Origin of the sequence: Idiomarina loihiensis L2TR, from assembly GCF_000008465.1 — a bacterium.
Classification (GTDB): Bacteria; Pseudomonadota; Gammaproteobacteria; order Enterobacterales; family Alteromonadaceae; genus Idiomarina; species Idiomarina loihiensis.
This window is the reverse complement of sequence record NC_006512.1, coordinates 303,749-323,903: the sequence shown is the minus strand read 5'-3', so window position 1 is coordinate 323,903 and position 20,155 is coordinate 303,749. Positions and strand designations below refer to the sequence as shown.

25 protein-coding genes are annotated in these 20,155 nt (G+C 45.9%); 5 read left to right on the top strand and 20 right to left on the bottom strand.

The genetic code is table 11. The annotated features are described in order from the left end of the window. Positions 1–3 precede the first annotated feature (3 nt). Together IL_RS01585 and IL_RS01580 are read right to left on the bottom strand one after the other, a co-directional pair. Complete coding sequence (locus IL_RS01585; protein WP_011233576.1) at positions 4–600, bottom strand: response regulator transcription factor; 597 nt, start codon at positions 598–600, stop codon at positions 4–6. Then, positions 597–1,679, bottom strand: a complete 1,083-nt coding sequence (locus tag IL_RS01580) for a sensor histidine kinase (protein WP_011233575.1) — start codon at positions 1,677–1,679, stop codon at positions 597–599. Before IL_RS01580 ends, IL_RS01585 begins: the two co-directional genes overlap by 4 nt. Before the next feature lie 156 nt (positions 1,680–1,835). Between IL_RS01580 and IL_RS01575 the strand changes: the two genes are divergently transcribed. Genes IL_RS01575 through IL_RS01565 form a run of 3 tightly spaced genes read left to right on the top strand, consistent with a single transcriptional unit; the run spans position 1,836 to position 4,597 of the window. Continuing rightward, positions 1,836–2,561 (top strand): ABC transporter ATP-binding protein, encoded by a 726-nt coding sequence (locus IL_RS01575; RefSeq protein WP_011233574.1) that lies wholly within the window; start codon positions 1,836–1,838, stop codon positions 2,559–2,561. Continuing rightward, positions 2,554–3,291 carry an ABC transporter permease gene (locus tag IL_RS01570; RefSeq protein ID WP_011233573.1) on the top strand — a complete coding sequence of 246 codons (738 nt, stop codon included), beginning with the start codon at positions 2,554–2,556 and terminating at the stop codon, positions 3,289–3,291. The genes IL_RS01575 and IL_RS01570 overlap by 8 nt, the downstream gene beginning before the upstream one ends. A gap of 13 nt (positions 3,292–3,304) precedes the next feature. Continuing rightward, on the top strand, positions 3,305–4,597 hold the full coding sequence (locus IL_RS01565; RefSeq protein WP_011233572.1) for an amidohydrolase family protein: 1,293 nt from the start codon (positions 3,305–3,307) through the stop codon (positions 4,595–4,597). Between the two features lie 83 nt (positions 4,598–4,680). Here IL_RS01565 and IL_RS01560 read toward each other — a convergent pair whose 3' ends face one another. From IL_RS01560 to IL_RS01550, 3 genes are read right to left on the bottom strand one after another with little or no spacing between them, the layout of a single operon-like run. Beyond that, positions 4,681–5,013, bottom strand: a complete 333-nt coding sequence (locus IL_RS01560) for a hypothetical protein (protein ID WP_011233571.1) — start codon at positions 5,011–5,013, stop codon at positions 4,681–4,683. 9 nt (positions 5,014–5,022) lie between these two features. Next, positions 5,023–5,487, bottom strand: coding sequence for a Cys-tRNA(Pro) deacylase (ybaK, locus tag IL_RS01555; protein WP_011233570.1), 465 nt, complete (start codon positions 5,485–5,487; stop codon positions 5,023–5,025). A 9-nt stretch (positions 5,488–5,496) separates the two neighbouring features. Continuing rightward, positions 5,497–5,919 carry a DUF3617 domain-containing protein gene (locus IL_RS01550; RefSeq protein ID WP_011233569.1) on the bottom strand — a complete coding sequence of 141 codons (423 nt, stop codon included), beginning with the start codon at positions 5,917–5,919 and terminating at the stop codon, positions 5,497–5,499. A 207-nt stretch (positions 5,920–6,126) separates the two neighbouring features. On the opposite strand from IL_RS01550, the gene IL_RS01545 reads away from it, so the two are divergent. Then, positions 6,127–6,858, top strand: a complete 732-nt coding sequence (locus IL_RS01545; protein WP_011233568.1) for a FadR/GntR family transcriptional regulator — start codon at positions 6,127–6,129, stop codon at positions 6,856–6,858. A gap of 164 nt (positions 6,859–7,022) precedes the next feature. On the opposite strand, the gene IL_RS01540 is transcribed toward IL_RS01545, so the two are convergent. The 15 genes from IL_RS01540 to IL_RS01475 all read right to left on the bottom strand — a co-directional run bounded on the left by IL_RS01540 (position 7,023) and on the right by IL_RS01475 (position 19,163). Continuing rightward, positions 7,023–7,433 carry a nucleotide triphosphate diphosphatase NUDT15 gene (locus IL_RS01540; RefSeq protein WP_011233567.1) on the bottom strand — a complete coding sequence of 137 codons (411 nt, stop codon included), beginning with the start codon at positions 7,431–7,433 and terminating at the stop codon, positions 7,023–7,025. 38 nt (positions 7,434–7,471) lie between these two features. Then, positions 7,472–7,633 (bottom strand): hypothetical protein, encoded by a 162-nt coding sequence (locus IL_RS13730; protein WP_155826281.1) that lies wholly within the window; start codon positions 7,631–7,633, stop codon positions 7,472–7,474. Between the two features lie 171 nt (positions 7,634–7,804). After that, on the bottom strand, positions 7,805–8,650 hold the full coding sequence (locus tag IL_RS01535; RefSeq protein WP_231378616.1) for a metallophosphoesterase family protein: 846 nt from the start codon (positions 8,648–8,650) through the stop codon (positions 7,805–7,807). A gap of 173 nt (positions 8,651–8,823) precedes the next feature. Continuing rightward, positions 8,824–9,450 carry an FMN-binding negative transcriptional regulator gene (locus IL_RS01530; protein WP_011233565.1) on the bottom strand — a complete coding sequence of 209 codons (627 nt, stop codon included), beginning with the start codon at positions 9,448–9,450 and terminating at the stop codon, positions 8,824–8,826. 20 nt (positions 9,451–9,470) lie between these two features. Beyond that, positions 9,471–9,773, bottom strand: coding sequence for a helix-turn-helix domain-containing protein (locus tag IL_RS01525; protein ID WP_011233564.1), 303 nt, complete (start codon positions 9,771–9,773; stop codon positions 9,471–9,473). Continuing rightward, positions 9,770–10,150, bottom strand: coding sequence for a type II toxin-antitoxin system RelE/ParE family toxin (locus tag IL_RS01520; protein ID WP_081423213.1), 381 nt, complete (start codon positions 10,148–10,150; stop codon positions 9,770–9,772). The genes IL_RS01525 and IL_RS01520 overlap by 4 nt, the downstream gene beginning before the upstream one ends. A 181-nt stretch (positions 10,151–10,331) precedes the next feature. Beyond that, on the bottom strand, positions 10,332–11,381 hold the full coding sequence (locus IL_RS01515) for a lipoate--protein ligase family protein (protein ID WP_011233562.1): 1,050 nt from the start codon (positions 11,379–11,381) through the stop codon (positions 10,332–10,334). A 77-nt stretch (positions 11,382–11,458) separates the two neighbouring features. Next, positions 11,459–12,115, bottom strand: a complete 657-nt coding sequence (locus IL_RS01510) for a YoaK family protein (protein WP_011233561.1) — start codon at positions 12,113–12,115, stop codon at positions 11,459–11,461. 10 nt (positions 12,116–12,125) lie between these two features. Then, positions 12,126–13,328 (bottom strand): GGDEF domain-containing protein, encoded by a 1,203-nt coding sequence (locus tag IL_RS01505; protein ID WP_011233560.1) that lies wholly within the window; start codon positions 13,326–13,328, stop codon positions 12,126–12,128. Between the two features lie 93 nt (positions 13,329–13,421). Next, positions 13,422–14,783, bottom strand: a complete 1,362-nt coding sequence (locus IL_RS01500) for an amidohydrolase family protein (RefSeq protein WP_011233559.1) — start codon at positions 14,781–14,783, stop codon at positions 13,422–13,424. Between the two features lie 12 nt (positions 14,784–14,795). Continuing rightward, positions 14,796–15,518 (bottom strand): LytR/AlgR family response regulator transcription factor, encoded by a 723-nt coding sequence (locus tag IL_RS01495; RefSeq protein WP_011233558.1) that lies wholly within the window; start codon positions 15,516–15,518, stop codon positions 14,796–14,798. Continuing rightward, positions 15,482–16,486, bottom strand: coding sequence for a sensor histidine kinase (locus IL_RS01490; RefSeq protein WP_011233557.1), 1,005 nt, complete (start codon positions 16,484–16,486; stop codon positions 15,482–15,484). The genes IL_RS01495 and IL_RS01490 overlap by 37 nt, the downstream gene beginning before the upstream one ends. Positions 16,487–16,630: 144 nt before the next feature. Further along, positions 16,631–17,071, bottom strand: coding sequence for a hypothetical protein (locus tag IL_RS01485; RefSeq protein ID WP_011233556.1), 441 nt, complete (start codon positions 17,069–17,071; stop codon positions 16,631–16,633). Position 17,072: 1 nt separating this feature from the next. After that, entirely contained in the window at positions 17,073–17,972 is a 900-nt protein-coding gene (locus IL_RS01480; RefSeq protein WP_011233555.1) for a lipid kinase, read from the bottom strand. Between the two features lie 78 nt (positions 17,973–18,050). Next, a complete protein-coding gene (locus IL_RS01475) occupies positions 18,051–19,163 on the bottom strand; it encodes a DUF4241 domain-containing protein (protein WP_011233554.1) in 1,113 nt (370 codons plus the stop codon). Positions 19,164–19,280: 117 nt separating this feature from the next. On the opposite strand from IL_RS01475, the gene IL_RS01470 reads away from it, so the two are divergent. Next, positions 19,281–20,105 (top strand): hypothetical protein, encoded by an 825-nt coding sequence (locus tag IL_RS01470; RefSeq protein ID WP_011233553.1) that lies wholly within the window; start codon positions 19,281–19,283, stop codon positions 20,103–20,105. The last annotated feature ends 50 nt before the right edge of the window (positions 20,106–20,155 follow it).

The following is a 20,155-nucleotide window of genomic DNA, read 5'->3' as shown; positions in this document are numbered from 1 at the left end:
TTATTACAACCAGCCTTTTTGATGAGCGATGCGAGCAGCCTCTGTCCGGTTGCTCGCATGCAGTTTATTGATTGCCTCCGAAAGATAATTTCGAGCAGTACCTGGAGCAATGAATAACTGTTCTGCGATAGCTTGAGTACTTAACCCCTGACTTGCCAGACGTAGTGCTTTACGCTCTTTTTCTGTCAAGGGGTCATGCTGCCCCAGAGCCTGAAGAAGAAGCTCATTACTTATCACTTGCTCACCCAGACATACCCGTTGCAACGACGCGATCAGTTCATTAATGGGCGCATCTTTTAGTAGAAAACCACGAACACCTGAGTCAATAGCTCGCTTAATATAACCGGAACGGTTAAAGGTGGTGATAATAACCGAACGAAGGTTTGGTTGTTGCTGCTGCGCCCACTGGACAAGCTCAAGACCGGAAAGGTTAGGCATTTCAATATCGCTCAACAACACATCGTAATCAGATTCTTGTAATTTTTTCTGAGCATCAACGCCATCCACGGCTTCATCGACGTGGTAATCAGACTCCAGTCGCAACAAACTTGCCAGCGCAGTTCTCACCATGGTTTGATCTTCAGCTAAAAGAATTTTCATGGCTGTTGTTCTGCGAGTTTTGGTAAGAAGAGAGCCACCTCGCACCCTTTGTTTGTTGAGATGGACATCGAGCCGCCAAGCTCCTGTATTCTCAGCTCAACGCCGCTCAAACCGTTGCCCACACTCACGTCATGACAACGACCATTATCCACAACTTTAATACAGTAAGTGTTTGCTGTTTCGTCAAAATGGATCAAGCATTGTTGACCATTGCTGTGACGAATAATATTGGTTACCAATTCGGTTATTGCTAACACCAATGAGGTTTCCCGTCGCTCATCTATTATCGGCGGTGTTCCGGTTATCCGAGTACTGAAGCCTCCGTCAGTCAAACGCTGCTCAAGTCGTCTCAGCTCAAGCTGTAGCCCTCCATGCTTGTACCCCGAAACACTTTGCCGCACCTGCGAAAGGGATTCGCGAGCAATTTCACTTAGCTCTACTAACTGCTCAGAAGCTTCATCGTAACGCTGCTTAGAAAGTTGCGCCTTGGCGAGATCCGACTTCAAAATAATACTGGAAAGCGTGTGACCCAAAATGTCATGCAAGTCCCTTGCTATCCGCTCCCGTTCGACACTGGTTGCTAAACGCTCAATCTCTTCAGCATCACGTTCTTGCTCTTCAGCATGTTGCTGTCTGAGTCGTTCAACCCGACCAAAAATAGAAACAGTGCCAACAATGACGATACCGTAGGGCAAAAAGAGATCCCAGCTGGTTCCCGGGCCAAAGTGGAATGTAGCTAAGGTAAGAATAATGCCGGCAACAGCCGCAAGCGCAACCCGCCAGTTATAGGCAAAGCCAACAAAAAATCCCGCGTAACTAAAAAGAGCAATAGACCCGGGGTTTAGTGGCGTCACTGCGCAAGCAATAATGTACATGCCAAGGATAGGCCACAGCATTTGCTGCCGCGGTACCGAATAACAACAGTAATAGAGACCAATAAAAACCAACAGCGCCGCCACCATGACAGCAATTTCCCAAACCTGATACGGAAAAAGCACCATCGGTAAAATATAGAAACCGAGGTTAAATAGGTAAATCCACGCATGTTTTTGTTCGCGTACCCGCTGCTTATCTGACATACCGCTGCTCTTTGCTGTTCCTCTTTTTATTATGGCTGCTACAAGGTAAGCACACCAGTGACAAATGTCATTCCTAATTGGTGACATAAGCAACTACCGGCTCAAAGGCTAGCTGAATAGACTTATTAACAGCGAATTAATTCACAGAGACCGCCAATGAGTCAGATAAACCTTAAAGTACAGTCGCTTAATAAACACTATGGCGAAAAAGCGGCGCTGACCAATGTCAGCCTTAATGCCTATGCAGGTGAAGTCATTGCCGTACTTGGAAAAAATGGAGCAGGCAAAACCACCTTAATTCACAGCATACTTGGCATGCATGATTATGAGGCTCAGCATTTAGAGGTTCTGGGAACTCAACTCAATAGTCAGCATAGACCGTTAACCATCCGTCAGCGTGTTGGGGTTATGATGCAGCTTGGTACCCTAAACGCAAACTTGACCGTCGCTGAACAACTGGATTTATTTTGTAGCTATTATCCGTCAGGCGCCACTCCAGAAGTTTTACTGAGGGAATTTGATTTAACTGGCATTGCTAAGCAACGCTTCGGTAAGTTATCAGGGGGCCAGCGTCAGCAAGTTCTGTTTGCCATCTCGGTAGCCGGAAACCCCGACTTACTTTTTCTTGATGAACCTACCGTAGGGATGGATGTTGAAGCGCGCCACTTGCTTTGGGAGCAGATAAATAAGCGTCGACAGCATGGCTGCGCTTTAGTACTAACCACTCATTACATTGAAGAAGCAGAGCGACTTGCCGATCGTGTTGCTGTCTTACGGGACGGACAAATTATTGCACAGGGTTCAGTCAACGAGGTTATTGCCAATCACGGTTCCCTGGAGTCAGCCTACTTACACCTTATTCGGGAGCCCGCTCATGCTTAATTCGGATATTTATTTAAAAGAAAGCCTCTACGACTTGCTCAGCTTATGGCGCACGCCCGCATTCTTTTTACCTGCCATGTTATTTCCACTCGTGTTTTACGTGTTCTTCGGTATTGTCTTTAACTTTAGCGCGGCACAAGGCGAGTATATGCTGGTTTCATACGCCTGTTTTGGCATGATGGGGCCAGCATTATTTAACTACGCAACAGCTGTTGCTAGCGACAGGGCACAAGGCTGGCTTACACTGAAGCGCATTTCGCCCATGCCTCTTTCTGCTTATGTGGTCGCTAAATTCTTTAGCAGTTTGGTGTTTGCCGCCTGCATTGCCTTAATGTTGTTTATTACGGCAGCACTTTTTGCCGACGTGCAGCTTTTGTTATGGCAATGGGCCACATTATTCACTGTGTTACTGATAGGAACCCTGCCATTTGCCTTAATTGGATTACTTATGGGTCTGTGCCTGTCTGACAAAGCGGCCCCTGCTGTCGTCAATTTAGTTTATTTACCCATGGCATTTTTATCCGGCCTATGGGTTCCTATTCAATTCTTACCCGACACCGTTCGTTACATCGCTTATGGGCTTCCCTCGTATCACTATTCTCAACTGGCACATGCCGTTATCGGTACAAATCAAGGCCATAACTTATGGCTACACGGGCTTTATCTTGTCGCTTTTTGTGGCGTATTAATCGCCGTAATTTATTGGCGTTATCAGCGACTTTCTCGTTAAAAGGTTCAGATAAATGAAGATTAAAATTGTCGCAGCACTTTTTGTAGCAGCTATTGCTTTGATCATTCTTTCGCTGCCAACACCCCGGCAAGAAAGCGCCGAAAACAGTAACAGTTTTATTCTGGGCCCGGTTAAGATTTTTGACGGGGAAACCATTTCAAAAGCGGCTTATGTTGAAGTACTCGATGGGTATATCAAAGACTTGCACATGGAGCAACCGGACAGTCAGTTACGGAAAGTAGATGGACAAAACCGTTGGCTTGTTCCCGGTCTCATCGATGCTCATGTGCATACCTGGGGCGATGCATTAGAACAAAGCCTTGAACGAGGAGTAACCACCGTTATTGATATGTTTGGTCATCCAAACTTCCTGCGGCAACATCAACCCCAGAGAGCAACAACGAAGTTTAGTCGTAAGGCTGATATTTTTGGTGCCGGATTACTAATAACCGCACCGAATGGGCATGGGACACAGTACGGTATTGAGGTATCTACGCTTTCCAAACCACAAGAGGCCGAAAAACTGATAAAACAACGTATTAATGCAGGCTCAGATTTCATCAAGATAGTGTATACTCGCAACGGTTCAGCCTACGCACACGCACCATCAATTTCAGAGCAAGGTCTGCAGGCAGCTATTAGGGCTGCGCATAAACAGAATTATTTAGCCGTTGTTCATATTGCCGATCATGATTCCGCTCTAGATGCAGTTGAAGCCGGAGCCGATGGCTTGGTACACAGCTTTTTTGACCAGCCTGTTTCTGACGAACTGCTCGCCCTTCTAAAAATCAACGGTGTGTTTGTAATTCCAACAATGACAGTTTATGAGGGGATGCTGCGCGGCTCCATCAATGATGAAATTCTACTGAATAACGAGACGCTGAAAATAAGTGCCAGCGCAAAATCGACACTCAATCGTAACTTTCCTAACAGCGGCCGATTTCCTGAACACTTTTATACCAACTTACTCATCAATACAAAACGTATGCACAATACTGGTATTCCTATTTTGGCTGGCAGCGATGCTCCCAACCCTAATACCGCTCATGGCTGGTCATTATTAGTTGAACTGCTTCTTTTCCAGGAGGCAGGCATGCCAACTGAAGCCATTTTAAAGTCAGCTACATCAAAACCCGCGGATGCTTTCTCACTAGCAGATCGAGGCCGCATTAGAGAAGGAATGAAAGCTGACTTTTTACTGCTTCAAAAATCGCCTTATAAGGATCTGAAAACCATATTAGAGCCACTAAGAGTATGGAAAAATGGCTATCTAGTCTCTAGCAAGGATTCAGCTCGTAACCATTAAATCAATAATTACTAATACATTATGGTTAAAGCTACGCCTCGCGCAGAAGTCACTCACTCCGCGCTAATTTATTTGTCTTACAATTAACCCACAAAAAACCGCAATACACTCATTACTGCGCCGTACGCAATTGAAGCTATGGATTTGGCGCGTCGAGGTCGGAGTAGCTCAGAAATAACAACCTTCCCGCCTTGCTCTAACTTTGCGCGCCATAAAACAAAAGAAATCACCTTTAAAGAATAGGTGCTGTTGGAAATAACGATACTTGAACGGATAAATGGCAACAGCAGCAGAGAGCGGCTGTATACCACAGTATTTCCATTAGAGATTTGAAACCGGCTGGTCAGGCGGTCATAAGATACCAATATTTGCGTATCGCCCACCTGATGACTTTGCCGCTGGAGCCTTTTAAACATGCTTTTCCGTTAAGTAATATTAACAAATTCCCCCCTCACCAGCGTTTTTAAATCTTCAGGGGTTAATTCCATATCTACCCCCCTACGCCCGGCGCTTATAAATACAGTGGGGTTATAAGTTGCAGAGGTATCAATTATGGTTCTGAGCTGCTTTTTCTGGCCAAGCGGACTAACGCCTCCCAGAACATAACCCGTAGTACGTTCGACATCGCTTCCGGTTGCCATGGCAGCCTTCTTGGCACCCAGAGCTTTTGCTATCAATTTAAGGCTTAGCCGTGACAAAACCGGAATGATACCTACAGCCAATTCTTTACCGTCAAGACTGACAACTAAGGTTTTGAATACTTGTTCCTGCGGAACGCCCAACTTCTCGGCGGCTTCGCCCCCATAAGATTCACTGGCCGGGTCATGAGAATATTCGTGTACTTTAAAAGAAATTTCATTCTCTTTCGCTACATCAATTGCAGGAGTCATAGCATCCTCTTATTGCTCGCACTCCGACGATACCCAGGTAGCCTCACGATAGGTCGTTACTGAGCTATCGTTAGTGGTTGTAACCTCACTGGAATAATGTTCGTTGCTGTGTACCGTAATCAACGCATCGACTTGCGTGGTTCGCCCACCTGCTTCGCATGAAGCTGCGACTTTAATGTTATCACCATCCCGGGAGATATCCATATCCTGACATCCTATTTCATTCCAGCGTTTGCGCATTGTAGCGACCATGTCGTCACCCTCTTCGGCGGTAAGGCACTCCTGCGAATTTTTTTCACGCTTAAGCTGCTTAGGGATCCCCTCTCCTTCCATTGAAGAAGTGACCTCCCATAAACCCGGTTTCAGGTCATTTGCCAAAACCGAGAATGAGCAGGCTAGAAGCAGCATGCCTGATAGTAAAATCCGTGACATAATTTTCTCCTTTAAGTGGGCGCGCACGCCCGTTAGTCATTTTTTGGATAAAGCTTAGAGTATTTAGACTAACTTGCATGCATCACACCAGCTTTAGGTACAAAAATTACATTTATTTACACTCACTATTTCATTCGGGTTACGCTTACAGAGAAAAAACGCTAATATGAACAAAATCGCATCATCACCACATGCAAGGGAAGACACATGAAAAGCGCAACCCGAAGCAGACCACAAAGTATCCACTCCTGGGTTGCTCAGGAACTGGGTTCTCGAATCGTGGGTGGCGTCTATTTGCCTGGTCAGTATATCCCGAATGAAAATGACATTGGTGCAGAGCTGGGTGTATCGCGCACAGCATTACGTGAAGCCTTTAAGCTGTTAACCGCTAAAGGGCTAATCGAATCCCGTCCGAAACTGGGCACGAGAGTCCGTCCGCGTAAAAACTGGAATATGTTTGACGCGGAAGTTTTGCGCTGGTGTTTTAGCAGCAACCCAGACACGAAGTTTTACATGTCGCTGTATGAAATGCGGGAAATTATTGAGCCTAATGCAGCCAGTCTGGCAGCTATGCACCGTACTGACGAGCAGTTAGCCGCATTAACTGAAGCTTACCAGGCAATGGAAGAGGCTCAAATTGGTACTGACGCTGTGTACAAAAGCGACTTAGAGTTTCACTTAGCTTTACTGGAAGCCACTAATAACGAATTTATGGCGTCGTTAGGTGTAACCATTGAAACTGCTCTGGAAAATTCATTTCGTTTAAGCAGTGCTATAGCGGAAGAATATGTCGATTCACTACCCGGTCATAAAGCAGTGTTCATGGCCATTAAAGAGCAGAGCCCGGTAGTCGCCCGTGAAGAAATGCAGACGCTTTTAGTCAACGCCAGACATGCTCTGGAGCACACACTGGCGGAACTGCACAAAACACCGGTTTAAGACAACGATAATCTGTTCAATTTTAATAACGCCATTTATTCACGCACATTTGCATTGGGCGTGCGTTACTCGTTTTAATTTAGATTACGGAATAAGTCAGACTACAACAAAAAAGCTACCAATTATTGGTAGCTTTTTTGCTCAACTGCATACAGCTTTTAAATTCAAAGCCAGTCGGTAAGAGTGTATCCCTCACGAATAAGCGTTTTTAATGGCGGAAATAACGGCTGCGGAAGCGTATTCCAGTCAAACCAGTCCCAACCCTCGCACTTATCAGGCTCCAGAGTTTTAGCTTCTCCGTTCAAAGGCTCCGCCAGCGCAAAAATGGTTACATAGTGCTTATTATCTGCCTGGAACACGTTGTTGGTGAAAGGCCCGTTCCGAACAGTTGTGAGTTCCAGCCCGGTTTCTTCCAGAACTTCACGTCGTGCACAGTCTTCAATCGACTCGCCAAATTCAAGATGTCCGCCTGGCGCAGACCAGGTACCAGCGCCGTGAGCGCCTTTCCTTTTACCCAGAAGTACACGACCATTTCGAATGATAAGAACACCCACTCCAACCTGCGGTGAAGACATAAATAAAACCTCCTTGTAGTTAATGCGTTAGCTCGCCTTTATTCTTTCCCAGTACCGGCCCCTCCTTCAACACCTTCGGTAATAATTTCGTATTGGGAGTTCCTGTCCAACAAAGTCCAGGGAGCAAAGTTATGCAAGTTTTGGCTCATAAACCATCGCAAAGAGTTGGGTAGTTTTTCATCCATTTTGAAGTGTGTCATTACAATCCCTTGTGCGTTTAATGAGATAGTTGAAGTTATTTATATTATCGATACCTCAAGCACTTTTGGGAAGGTTTGCTTTATCTTTACAACTTATCAGAAACGCTAGTTGATGGGCAGAAACAAAGAGGAAAACCTGCCGGTAGTTATTCCGACAGGCTTTTGAAAACATTATTTACCAGAGAGTTCAAACCGATATTCATGACGCGCCAGCGGCTTTTCAACGTCTACCTGGTAGGTTTCTACCAGTACCTGTCCGTCATCAAAAATACTGAACACACGAAACATCGGTGTGTGACGAGTTTCGTCCGGTATTTTTGTACGTTCCAGTGCTGGCATATGTAAATAATGAACACCGTCAATCTGTTTAGAGTGATTAACCCGCTCCATATCCATATGCAAGTCGCCTGACAGCACTGCTGCTAAATTCGGTTGCGCAACAATGTCTTTAAACCCTTCATGCGTCACGCCTTTATCTGCATTTTCAGGGTACACACCCGTTTGTGCACCGTGAACAACAAGCAGTACAGGTTTCGGAGCCAAACGCTCTATTTGCTCCTTCATCCAGGCAATGCCCTCGTCGCCAAAATCCCGACCGAAATCCGGAGAAGCGAACACCAAAGCAACAGAGTCGCGCTCCAGAACATAGCTTGGTTTCTCTATGGAAATTTTACCGTCATTCCACAAGTTCGCATATTTCAGGTAGCGCTCTACAGTAGAGCCATGCTCCTCGTTGCCCATAATAGGATAGAACGGCAGGCTCAGGCGCTGCAGTACCGGTGTCACGTTTTCGTATTGAATCACCGTGCCTTTATGCGCAATGTCACCTACCCCGACAACAAAATCCATAGTGCCGTCTTCCGCCAATTTGTTTACATCATCAACGGCCGCTGACACACCCGGGAATTCTGCTTTGGGTTTAGGCTCAGCATCACCCAGTACAGCAAACTTCAATACCAGACTGTCGTCAGAACGAGAAGCCTCAGCACCATTAGCAAAAACGCTGGTTAAGGTCATGCATACTAGCAAGGAAATAACAGATAAGACTCGGGTTACGGACATATAGCAACGCTCTGTGTTGGTGTTTAATCACGAGGCCGGATGCTATCGAATGAATGTGTCAATGGCATGACGATTTAATGACAGAGAGTACACTGATACCGCAGTCGAATCGCTAAAATCAGCTTTTACTAACTAACGAATTTAGACATCGCGCAGCTCTGCGGTTGATCACTGCCTTCAAGACCTGCTTTAACTCCTGCTCTATTTCGTTCTGGCAAGTTTTGGCTCGCTTTCAATTTACCGGTCAGGGTTTCAATTTCTATCTCTATACCAACAATAGCCTTAACTAAGCGGTCGGTGAAGTCCTCAGGGGCATCATTTACCTGCCAGGGCTCTTTCATTCCTGACTCGTGCTGATCTGTTAGTTTCATTAAATGCTGCTTTAGCCAAGTTGCATCTTCAACGATTCTCGCTTTACCTGCCGCATGCACAGCCAGATAATTCCAAGTTGGTACAACTCGCCCTGATTCTGCTTTAGAGGGATACCACGAAGGAGAAACGTAACCGTCCGGTCCCTGAAAAACGGCTAACACGCGACCACCATTTTTAAGGCGCTGCCATACCGAGTTATTACGTGCCACGTGACACTGAAGCGTTCCTAGAGATTCGCCTTCTTCGCGACTTAAATGAAAAGGAAGGTGGTTTGCCTCAATGCCATCTTCATCGGCAACAATTAATATGCCAAAACCGTAATCGCGAATATATTGGTGCAACTTTGCGTTGTCATCTTCCTCGAAATGCTTTGGTACGTACATTCTTAGGGTTCCAAATTAGTTTAAGCAATAACTTCTAAACCTTTTTTTTCAGCAATAGAAAGCATTTTAAGCGCCGCTCCGCGTGGCTTACTGTCGCCCTGCTCCCACTTCTTAACCAGTTTATCGCTGACATTCAAATATTGTGCGAATACGGGCTGTGATAACTTATATTTCAGTCTAAGAGCTCTAACCTGTTCAGCGGAAAACTCATGGACAGTGGTCAAGCACAACGCATCAAACTTGCGCATCGTTGTCTTATCTATCACACCCGAGTTTTTCAAACCCTTAGCCGTTTTATGAACAGACTTTAAAATATCACTCATAAATCACCTACCTCAATAAGCTCACCCTCATTGACAAGCTTACATAACCGCTTTTCATCAAAGCTGATGAACATTCTAGCTAGCTCTTTTAAAGCAACCTTCTCTTTAGAACTGATATTAGTCTTTTTATTTTTCGCAAATACATAGAGAAAAAAGTACTTGTTACCTATAACAGCACCAACAATTGTTCTATATCCGCCGCGTTTTCCTTTATTGCTATAGGCAATACGCTTTTTATAAACATTACCGCCTAAGTCTGCATCAATAAGACCTTTACTCATTTCCTTGCAAGCATTAATCAGATCTTCGTCAGACATTGCTTCTTTTTTCATTAAAGAAGCAAATTCCTTTGTCTTATAAACCAAAGTATACTCCATTAGGGTATATTTTAAAAGCGTGCAAATACTCTAAACTAAACATAGCAATCTAGACAGTATGGAGCGCGGAGTTTTATGTCTGTAAAGAGAGTTTTTTTGTGTACGTATTGGCAAGGGTCAGCTCTGCAGCGCTAGTCAGGTTCTTAGCTGGACGGAAGGTAATTATAATAACTTCCCATGTTTAAGTTACCTTGTATAACCATTCTTCCGTCAAATATTTTGTTTCTACCAGAGCTCTTGCCGCGGATAATTCTTGCGGTAAATAGTCGTCGACCTGGGTTTGATAAGCCTGGGTAAACTGATTCATAAAAGCATCAATAATGGCGGTTCTGGTTAAGCCTGTCTGGCTACGCATAGGGTCAACTCGTTTATTGGCACTGGTAATGCCTTTATCCGAGAGTTTCTCACGGCCAGTACGTAATACCTGTAGCATTTTATTGGCGTCGATATCATAAGCGAGAGTCGCATGATGCACGACAACACCATTGGCAAAGCGTTTTTGTGCTGCTCCGCCTATTTTGCCTTGCGCAGAAGCTATATCATTTAGCGGTTTATAGTAGGCTTTGATACCAACCTCAGCTAACGCAGCCAAAACCCAGGCATCTAAAAACTCATAAGACTTTTCAATGCTCATACCATCGACTAATGAAGTGGGTACCGTTAATGAATAAGTAATGCAATTACCGGGCTCCATGAACATAGCACCGCCACCTGTCGCCCGGCGTACAACTTGTACATTAGCCTCTTTCGCGGCGGCCATATCCACTTCATTTTTTACTGACTGGAAAGAACCAATCACCACCACAGAATCGTCCCAGTCCCAAAATCTTAATGTTGGGCCTCGTAAACCTTTGGCAACTGAATCGGCTATCACTTCGTCTAACGCGGCATGCTCTGCTGCGGGCAGTGTTACTGGTGGAATAAGAGTAAATTGATGATCTAACCAGCTGCTCGCCTTACCTAAGGCACGTCGTACAGCTGTAGCAACAGCTTCGGCGGAAAAACCAAACATCATTACGTCTTCATCAAGTGCTTCATCAATTGCGGCAGCCAGCGTTTTATGGCTTGATGTCTCGGGTAGTCCGGTTAAAGCCTCATTGATTAGGTTTAGCGCAGAGTCAGGTTCTAAGAAAAAGTCGCCTGAAATACTGACCTCACTCAAGCAGCCCTCTTCTAAATTAACATCAGCAACGACTAGCTTACCGCCTGGTACTTTATATTCTCCGTGCATGACTTCTCCCAATTAATTCATCTCAGAATTTTAACCCACCCAAGCTCTAACGACACATAGCCACCTTTTAGGCGAGTTTATTTATGCTGGCCTGATCTTCTATAATGCACACGATACAAGATCGCGAGCGCCAGACAAATAACGGCTGGTACTAACAACGCCTGGAACTGTAATAACATGAACAGATAGGCGCCGGATGTTCCTCCGGTAACAAAGCCGGCAATGATTAATCCAAACAATACCGCTTTTCTTTTATCGAAAGCTTTGCCGCGCATAACCGACCCAAACATAATGCCTAAGTCAGTAAAAATACCGGTGAGGTGCGTAGTCCGTACAATGGCACCGCTGTACGTCGTTGCCAGGGCATTCTGCATACCGCAGGCTAATGATGCGGTGAAATGACCGTAAAATGATCCTTCAGACAGTAAGTAAAACGAAGCAAATATCAGCAGTGATTCAGCTGCGAGAGCAATGTCGTAACGACGGCTTAACTTTAGCTGTGTGCCGTGCAATAGATATCCAGACAGACCGGCACCGACAAAAAACGAGAACAACACACCGGCCAAATGCAGCACCTCATCGAAAGAGCCCGATAGCATACTGGTACCAAACAAAGTGGCAGTACCTGAAACATGAGAAACCGCCTGGTGTTCAAAACCAAGCAAGCCAATAGCGTTTATACAGCCGGCGACAAACGCCCCATACTCAATCCATTTAGGTAATTTAGATATCAATGCTGATTACTCAAGAATCCATCCCCTCTCCAAACATCACCACCCTGTTTCTGCCTTCGCGCTTACCTTCATACAACATGTTATCCGCGCGTGTTATGAGGACGTCGAGGTCATCCTCTTCACCATGTGCTGCCGCAATACCTATGGTCACGCTCAGGCACAGCTCACTTAATTCAGCGGTTAATGGCAGTGCTTCAACGTTCTCTTTCAGACGCTCGGCTATGGTTTGCGCTTCGCTGGGGCTGGTATGCGGCAGGCCTACGACGAACTCTTCACCACCAAAGCGCCCTATAACATCAGTGGGTCGCAGCGACTGTTCGCAAACCTCGGCTATTTTGGTCAAAATTAAATCTCCGCGAGTATGACCCCAGGTATCATTAATGCGCTTAAAATGGTCTACGTCGATCATAAAGAGGCAAAACGGCGTTTTTTCCAACTGAGCTCGTTGCAATAAAGCTTCGGCCCGCTTCATAAAATGGCTTCGGCTATCCAGCCCCGTCAGAGCGTCCCGCTCAGCCACCATGCGCAATTGCGCTTCCAATGATTTTCGATGCTTTATTTCCTTGAGCAGATCACGGTTTTGATCACGCTCATCCTGAAGTAGTGCAAATTGCTTGCGCTGCAGAAACTCTATACGTAATAAAGCACAGTAGCCCACAATATTGGCCATAATCAGCAAAAGACTAACGCGAAGCACATTCTCTGAAGGAATTCCGGCATAAACTGCCGCTGCAGACAAAAATCCGACGGTTAAATAGAGGCTCGCTAACGCTGCCACTGTGAGCAGGTTTGGAATGAGAAGATAGAAAGCCATTATCGCAACCACCACTGCGGTTATCTGGGTGGAAATACTTTCCGGGCGCAACGGAACAATGAGAATAATGCCCGTTGCCAGAATCCATAGCGGCAAACTATGCAGCCAGGCGTTACGGGAATAACCACCCCAGCGCCCGATAGCGAAAGCCAGCACAAGACAAGAGCTCACCACGGCTATACGCATAGTAAGCAACCAATAAAACTCGCGGGTTAACCCCAGCAAGTTGTAATCGGTAATGCCAAACATGGCAACAACCACCGACACCAGAGGCAATGCAAGACGGGACTCGAAACGTACCCGCGCTTTAATGGAGTCGCGATACCGGGACTCTTTGCTGGAATCGAAAAACTGCCCCGTCAGCCAATGTATGTCGTATTGTTTTTGTTGTTGTGACAACGTCTTTCCCTGCCTAAACGGTAATTTTGTACATCCGGTATCTTCTAATTCTGACCTTTTATGCACCGTTTTGCAGTACTTTTTTACGCTCTCCTACACCTCAAACCCAAAAAACAACTTCATGTACTGAAAGAACCCAGGATTGGCGTAATCCTGCAAAGGTTCTCGACTCACTTTTCGTCCATGCAGATAAATCTGTTCCACCTCAGTTGAAAGACTTAAGTCTTCAAAAATGTGCTTGTCGTGCAACGTGAAATGCGCAGGACGGCCTTCTTCAATTCCCCAGTCTACGCCGAGGAACTCGTAGGCCTTTAGGGTGGAGCCCAACACAATATCCCAGGGTGACATGCCCATTTGCTGCAGAAAGTACATTTCTCGATGGAAACCTACGCCTTGAAATACGGCGAAATTTCCACCGTCGGAGCCCACCAGTATATTGACTCCAGCGGCATCTAAACGCTTAATCGCATCGTTCCGGTTTTCGAGAGCGCCATCTGCCTTTAACCCTGCAATCCAGTCGAAATACAGTTTGTTTTCTGCGGTTATCGGGTAGTCGCTCAACAGATCTTTCTCGACTAATGCGTTCGTCATTGGAACGGAAAGTACAGAGGCTGCAATCTCATCAGAGCCTGAGTCGTGCAAATACAGTAGCTCGTTTATAACACTCACCGTAGGAATAATGACGGTACCCTGTTTTACCAATAGTTCGGGAATATCGTCAGGCATAGCGTGCCAGGGCAAGTGGGTAACAGCATCAGCGCCTAATTCTGAGGCCGTGCGAATATCACTCCAGGAACCGATATGCACCACCGACTTAATATTTAGACGCCTTGCTTCGTTCAAAAAGGCCTTAAGCGTCGCCTTATCAAGGGTGGGTTTACTGCCGGCATTATCAAATACAACTTTCACCACATTAGGCTTTGAACCGCTTAAATCCCTCAGCTCTGTAACCGCCTCCTCTGGTGTGCTGATCAATCGCGTTTCACCAAAGTCACAGTGTCCGGTTGGCACGGTAAAGCAGGGACCTGCGGCAAACACATAGGCTTCATCGCGCTCCTGTGGAAATTGCTGATCGCGATACTCAAAAATATCATTCTCATCGCTATATAAATCTAGCCAGCCATGTACGCCTGCGTACAACATGGCGTTCGCGGTGCCGCGTATACCAATGTATTGATAGTCGCTACGATCCAGCGATGAATTGCCCATGCTGTGGGAATGCATATCGATAAAGGCTGGCATTATTACTTGCCCTTTACCGTCACGCACATCGGAATGCGACAAGAGCACCGAGCTATCAACAATTTGTTTGAACTTCCCGTCCGCGACTTCAATGTTAACGGGCGTTAACTCGCGTGTCTGAAAGTCTGGCAGCAACACATTGTTTATTACAAAGTCACTTGCCAAAGCCTGCGTGGTTATAAACAACGCGGCGAATAACCATAATCTTTTCATGTTGCTCTCCGGTTATAGGTTGAGATATTTTCTTAGCACTGCGGCGCCACGTCTGCTGGTCGTAATGGTGTCGTTTACACCCTCGAAACGAAGTAAAAGTGCACCGTTTTGCCACTTTTCTATTTGATGAATATGTTGGGTATTTACGATGCTGTTGCGGTGCACCCGCAAAAAGGAACTTGGCAACTGGTTCAACAGGGATTCCAGACTGTCATCCAAATGATGTTCGCGCTCAAGGCATTGCGCTACCACCAGTCCCTGTGAAGCTCTCACAAATCGAATATCGGATGATTGCAGTATGCGTATTTTATCGCCGACTTTAGCGGTGAATTGCACGGTGGCGGGTTCTGCAGCCTGGGGCTGCGCTAATACCACGCGCTCTAAAGCATGACGCAGTCGAGACAAATCAAAGGGTTTCAGTAGATAATCTAACGCCTGTTTCTCGAATGCTTTAACGGCATACTGGCTGTAAGCCGTGGTAAATATCACATGGCAGGGGTGCTTCATTGCTTCCAGCACGTCAAAACCTGACAACTCACCCAACTCAATGTCTAACAGAACCAAATCTGGTTTGAGCGAGTTAATGTCGTGTATTGCCTGAGGCGCATCAGCGCATTCCGCAACAATCTCAACGCCTTCCATTTGCGCAAGCTGCGTATTTAACTTCGAGCGCGCCGGCGCTTCGTCTTCAACAATAATTACACGCAGGCGTGAATGGGTAAGGTGATTTCGCACACCGCACCTCCTTGCTCTGACGTATCGTTAAAAAGCGACAGCTCACCACCTGCAATATCAACACGTTGTTTTACAATATTGAGACCCTGACCGGCCTTCGATTGCTCATTCAACGACGGCTCAGAAAAACCTTTACCGTTGTCTTTTACCTTGAATATAAGCTTGCCCTGCTCCGCTTGCACGCTAATGAGCAACTCAATAGGTCGGCGCTTCACGTGCTTCATAACGTTTTCAATTAGCGGCTGCAGTAACAGCGGCGGCACCTTCAATTGCCGCATATCGACCGAAGACGCAATTTGCCAGCTAATGTTCAAGTTGTCGGTGAACCTAGCTTTCTCAACCGTTAGATAGGTTTCACAAACAGCAAGCTCGTGCTCCAGCGGCACCCACTTATTTTGCTGATCCACGGAGTAACGCAGTATGTCGGATAGTTTATGCAACACATCATCGGCTTTGTCAGGTGATGAGTGGATAAGCGCGGAAATGGTGTTCAACGAGTTGAACAGAAAATGTGGATTTAAACGGCTGGTCAAATCAGCCAGCTGGGCTTCTTTACGCAACCGTTGCTCCTGAACAAAGCGCTGGTATAAAAGGTACATGTGCGTCATCGAGAAGATGAACACACCCCACAGAAATGCCGACAGCCCCTGCTCTTTTATCGGAAACTGGTACTGCGGAAACGCCATCGAATGCAGTCTGCTGACGATATTGGCGCCAGCAAACATCATCAGAACGTACAACACGCCCTGCGCCACCACGTGTAAGCGGGCAACATGCTTGTTCTGTTGAGTCCAGTAGAACAGCCAAAACGGGCCGAGGTAAAAAAAGGCCAGCCAAATTGGCAGGCTTATCGCAATAACGTGTAAGTTTTCGCTATCAAACTCTAACCACTCTAGCCCTGCAGGTATTAAGTAGAGAATAATCAGCAGCGCCGTTATCGACAGTTTTTCTTTTTTATTGAAAGTCATGTGTCAGTGCCGTTAGGAAACTGACTGCTAAGCTAGCCCAGCCGCCCGGCAGATACAAACAAGGAATGCGTGAGCGGTAGGAATTCAGGTGTGAATGGTTCTGAATCGTAGGTTAGGTTATTTACCCGCTCGCCGTATTACATACTAATTTTTTAACGCCTGAATTGATTTTTTTGTGTCACTAAGGTTCTCAGCCAACGCGTCGAGTAGCTTCTGAGACTCCGCCGACTTTTCGCCCAGTTTGGTACTATTTACCACAGATGCCAGCTCTTCATCTTCCTGCAGGCACTTATCCAAAATAGCGGTTTTAGAATCCGCAGAGAAAAATTGAGTGAGCTCCCCTTCAATTATTTGCATCAGCTCTTTATCAGGGTCGGGTTTAGCCGGCAGCTCGCCGAAGTCCTTAACGATATTTTCAAACGGCTCAATAAAGGAGGCTCTTTTACTGGCAATACTATCAAGCTCGTTGGCAAGGCTATCATCCTCGACCACCTTCGCTATTTCACGGTAGTAATCCTTTGTCTCAATGACGAGCTTCAGAATTTCCATGCTATCGGCCTGATTATCTGTGCGTAATATCGACATATTATTCCTTGTTTTTATTTGGCACTGGCATATCGCCAACAATAACTTCAATCGCCTTTGGGATCACTTCAAACTCAGCCGGTGTCTCTGTTTTAAACTCACCGTCGGCCTGAATCCGCTTAGGCCTGGAAGTTTTAACGCTAATTTTCCGGGCTTTTTTACAGACCACACGTTCTGCCTTTTCTAAATTACCATGACGGAAATTTACCCCCAGCAATAGCAACCGCCACCAACGTATTGGCTTCAAACAAAATAAGTTCAGTTGTCCATCCAGCAATGTGGAGTCTTCATCAACAATATTTCCGCCACCGTAAAAACGGCCATTACCAACCGCTAGGTGAATAGCTATTACAGAGTCTTCCCAGTCATCGGCTTTTATAGCAACTTTAAAACTTTTATTGCGTTTAATTACGCTGGTAAAGGCCCCCAGATAAGCAAATACTCCGAAATACTTCTTCATTTCTGATGTCAGCTCGCGGGTCACCTCTACGCCTAAGCCAACATGAGCAACATTCACAAAGTAATTACCGTTCACCTTTGCCAGGTTTATGCGTTCCCGCTCGTCGTCAATAATAGCCTGTGCGGCCGGGACAACGTCCTGTGGCAGCCCCAGCGACCGCGCGAAATCATTCGCCGTACCCATAGGTAAAATGGCTAAGGTTTGGTTACTTTTATAGATTGACTCTAACGCGGAGCTGATAGTTCCATCGCCACCGGCAACAATAACTACACCATCTTGCTCACGGTAATTTTCGATGCAGGAAGCCATGTGAGATGCGCTTTCAGTGACGCAAACCTCTACCTCAATGCCGGAGTTTCTGAGCAAATCGATAGCTTCTGTTAGCACCTCAGAGTGACCATTCCGACTCTTCGGATTCACCACTAACAATGCATGTTGCAATGACTTACCTCTTCCTATTAAGCGCTGCTTCCAATATAAGCGGTTTGTTCAAAGGCTGCAAAGTGCTGACAGAATATTTTAAATCGACTCATATGAGCCGTTTTCAGTTTCTTGTACAAGGATCATGAAATCAATGTACAGCGAGACCACTTCATCTTGCTCATTAACGCCCCAAAATGCGGGATAAGCGCCATCGCCGAAACCGCTGGTGCAAATAACGCAGTCATCTTGCCCGGTCATTGATAACAGCTCTGTTTTCCCCTCCAGGCTCCATTCGTTAAAGAGTTTTTCTTTTCTGAAATGGCTTAGTTCCACAAGGTTCGCAACATCGAATATAGCCAAGTTTCCAGCGTCGACACCATAAACTCCATTACCGCTCGGTGTATTCGCCGCGTACCATTTTACTGCCTGCTCGCTTTCACTTAGCTTTACCCGAATGCCAGCGACTCGATCATGAGTGGTTACCGTTTCAACAAGATACTCGCCCGGCGTTACCCTCCGTTGCAGCGGTTCAAACCGGTAAATATCATAGCCAAAATCTAGAATCCCGAGAATACCTGAGCTAATTTGGAGCTTTCCAACCTCTTCCAGTTTTGTCTCTCCTTCATCTAAATGCGGGATTGTGACACGCCGGTTTTTCTGAAAAAGAGTCTGTTCATTAAGGTTTAAATTCTCTTGTTTATTCATAAGGGGAGCAGCGGAGCTCGACATAGCAAGAATATCAGCATGTTGTTCAGGGGCAATAACCGGGCTTTTGGGAGGATGAAAAAGAGTATGTATCCGCGTTATTTTCCAGTCTTTTTCTGCATCTAACTTGAGCTCGTAGGCATGATAATTTGAAGGCCTACCCTCATCTTGATGCAGCTCGGTAAGCAGTTGAGCCAAGTCGCCTTGAATATCACATTCAATGATTTTTTCGTTATTCGGGTCGTAGTCGGCGGGCCCAAACGAATTGTCAGACCCTGAACCACTGCCGGCAACAAAGTGAGCTTTATCGACAGCGGACATAAGATCACGCCAGTAGCCAAAATCAAACCCCTGATCGTTATTCTTTTCAGTCTCGCTTTTTGCCTCGGCTTGCAACCATTGTTCATACCAATGGGAAATAAACGACTTAACCCTCTCTTCAGGTAAATTCATTGGCTCGTCGTAACTACTCTGCTTGCCGACAACATTATTTGAATTTTGCATGTTTGATTTTGAACTCCAATTTCATCTGGCATCTTGTCTTAACGCTTTCTTAACTTTTACTTTCCACTACGCTATGTGAATATACATACTTACATTTTGTTTCGAAAGGATTTTGAAATGCCAACAAAACTTTTTGGTCTTATTTTAATGAGTACGGTTTTAATCGGTTGCAACGACTCCGATTCAGAAACCGAAGTTAAAGAGACTCAGGTTCAGAGCAATGAAAGCCCGACTGAACAGGCGAGTGCCGAGCCAGAAACCCGCACCATTAAAGTATCCGGCAAAGTTATATTTGAAGAAGGAGTTAGCAATGTGGAAGTCTGCGCCGATTTAAAAAAAACCTTCAGATGCAACTCAAAAGATCCTAAAACCACAACCAACCCCGACGGCAGTTACGAGCTCAGTTGGGAGTCCGAAGCTCCTCACCTAGGTTACAATTTAGTTGCATCCTGGCCTAGAAAAAATCCTCTGCCTAAAATTACAGTAACGCTGGCTCCGTATTGGGAAACCGTAACCATTGGAGCGCGCGACATCTACGACGGTGTTATCAATCCGCTGACCACAGCGGAACTTTCAGTAGAGCACGCGATGAGCATGCGAGATTACACCGATCAGGAACAGCAGGAAGGCCTCGACGAATTACGTGAAATTTATGCCGACATCTATGATTTGCCAGCTGACGAAGTTTATACCAAAGTAGCTGAATCAGGCCGGTACGCCGACACAATGGCGATACAAAACAGGCTTAGCAGTCACACTATCGGCATAGTCACAGACCCTTTAGCGCCAGCTCATGTAGCGCGTAAGCTTAAAGACGAGATGCTGGATAAAGTCGACGCAGAAAACACCTCTGTTCAGCGGTACTTTATACGGAATTCCAAATACATCAAAAAGCGAGTCCGCGAAACACTGATTGAACTCGGCTACCTGACTAAAAGTTAACGAAATGACGCTGCGCGGCTTTGGAGTGCATTCAAAGCCGCAACGAAGAA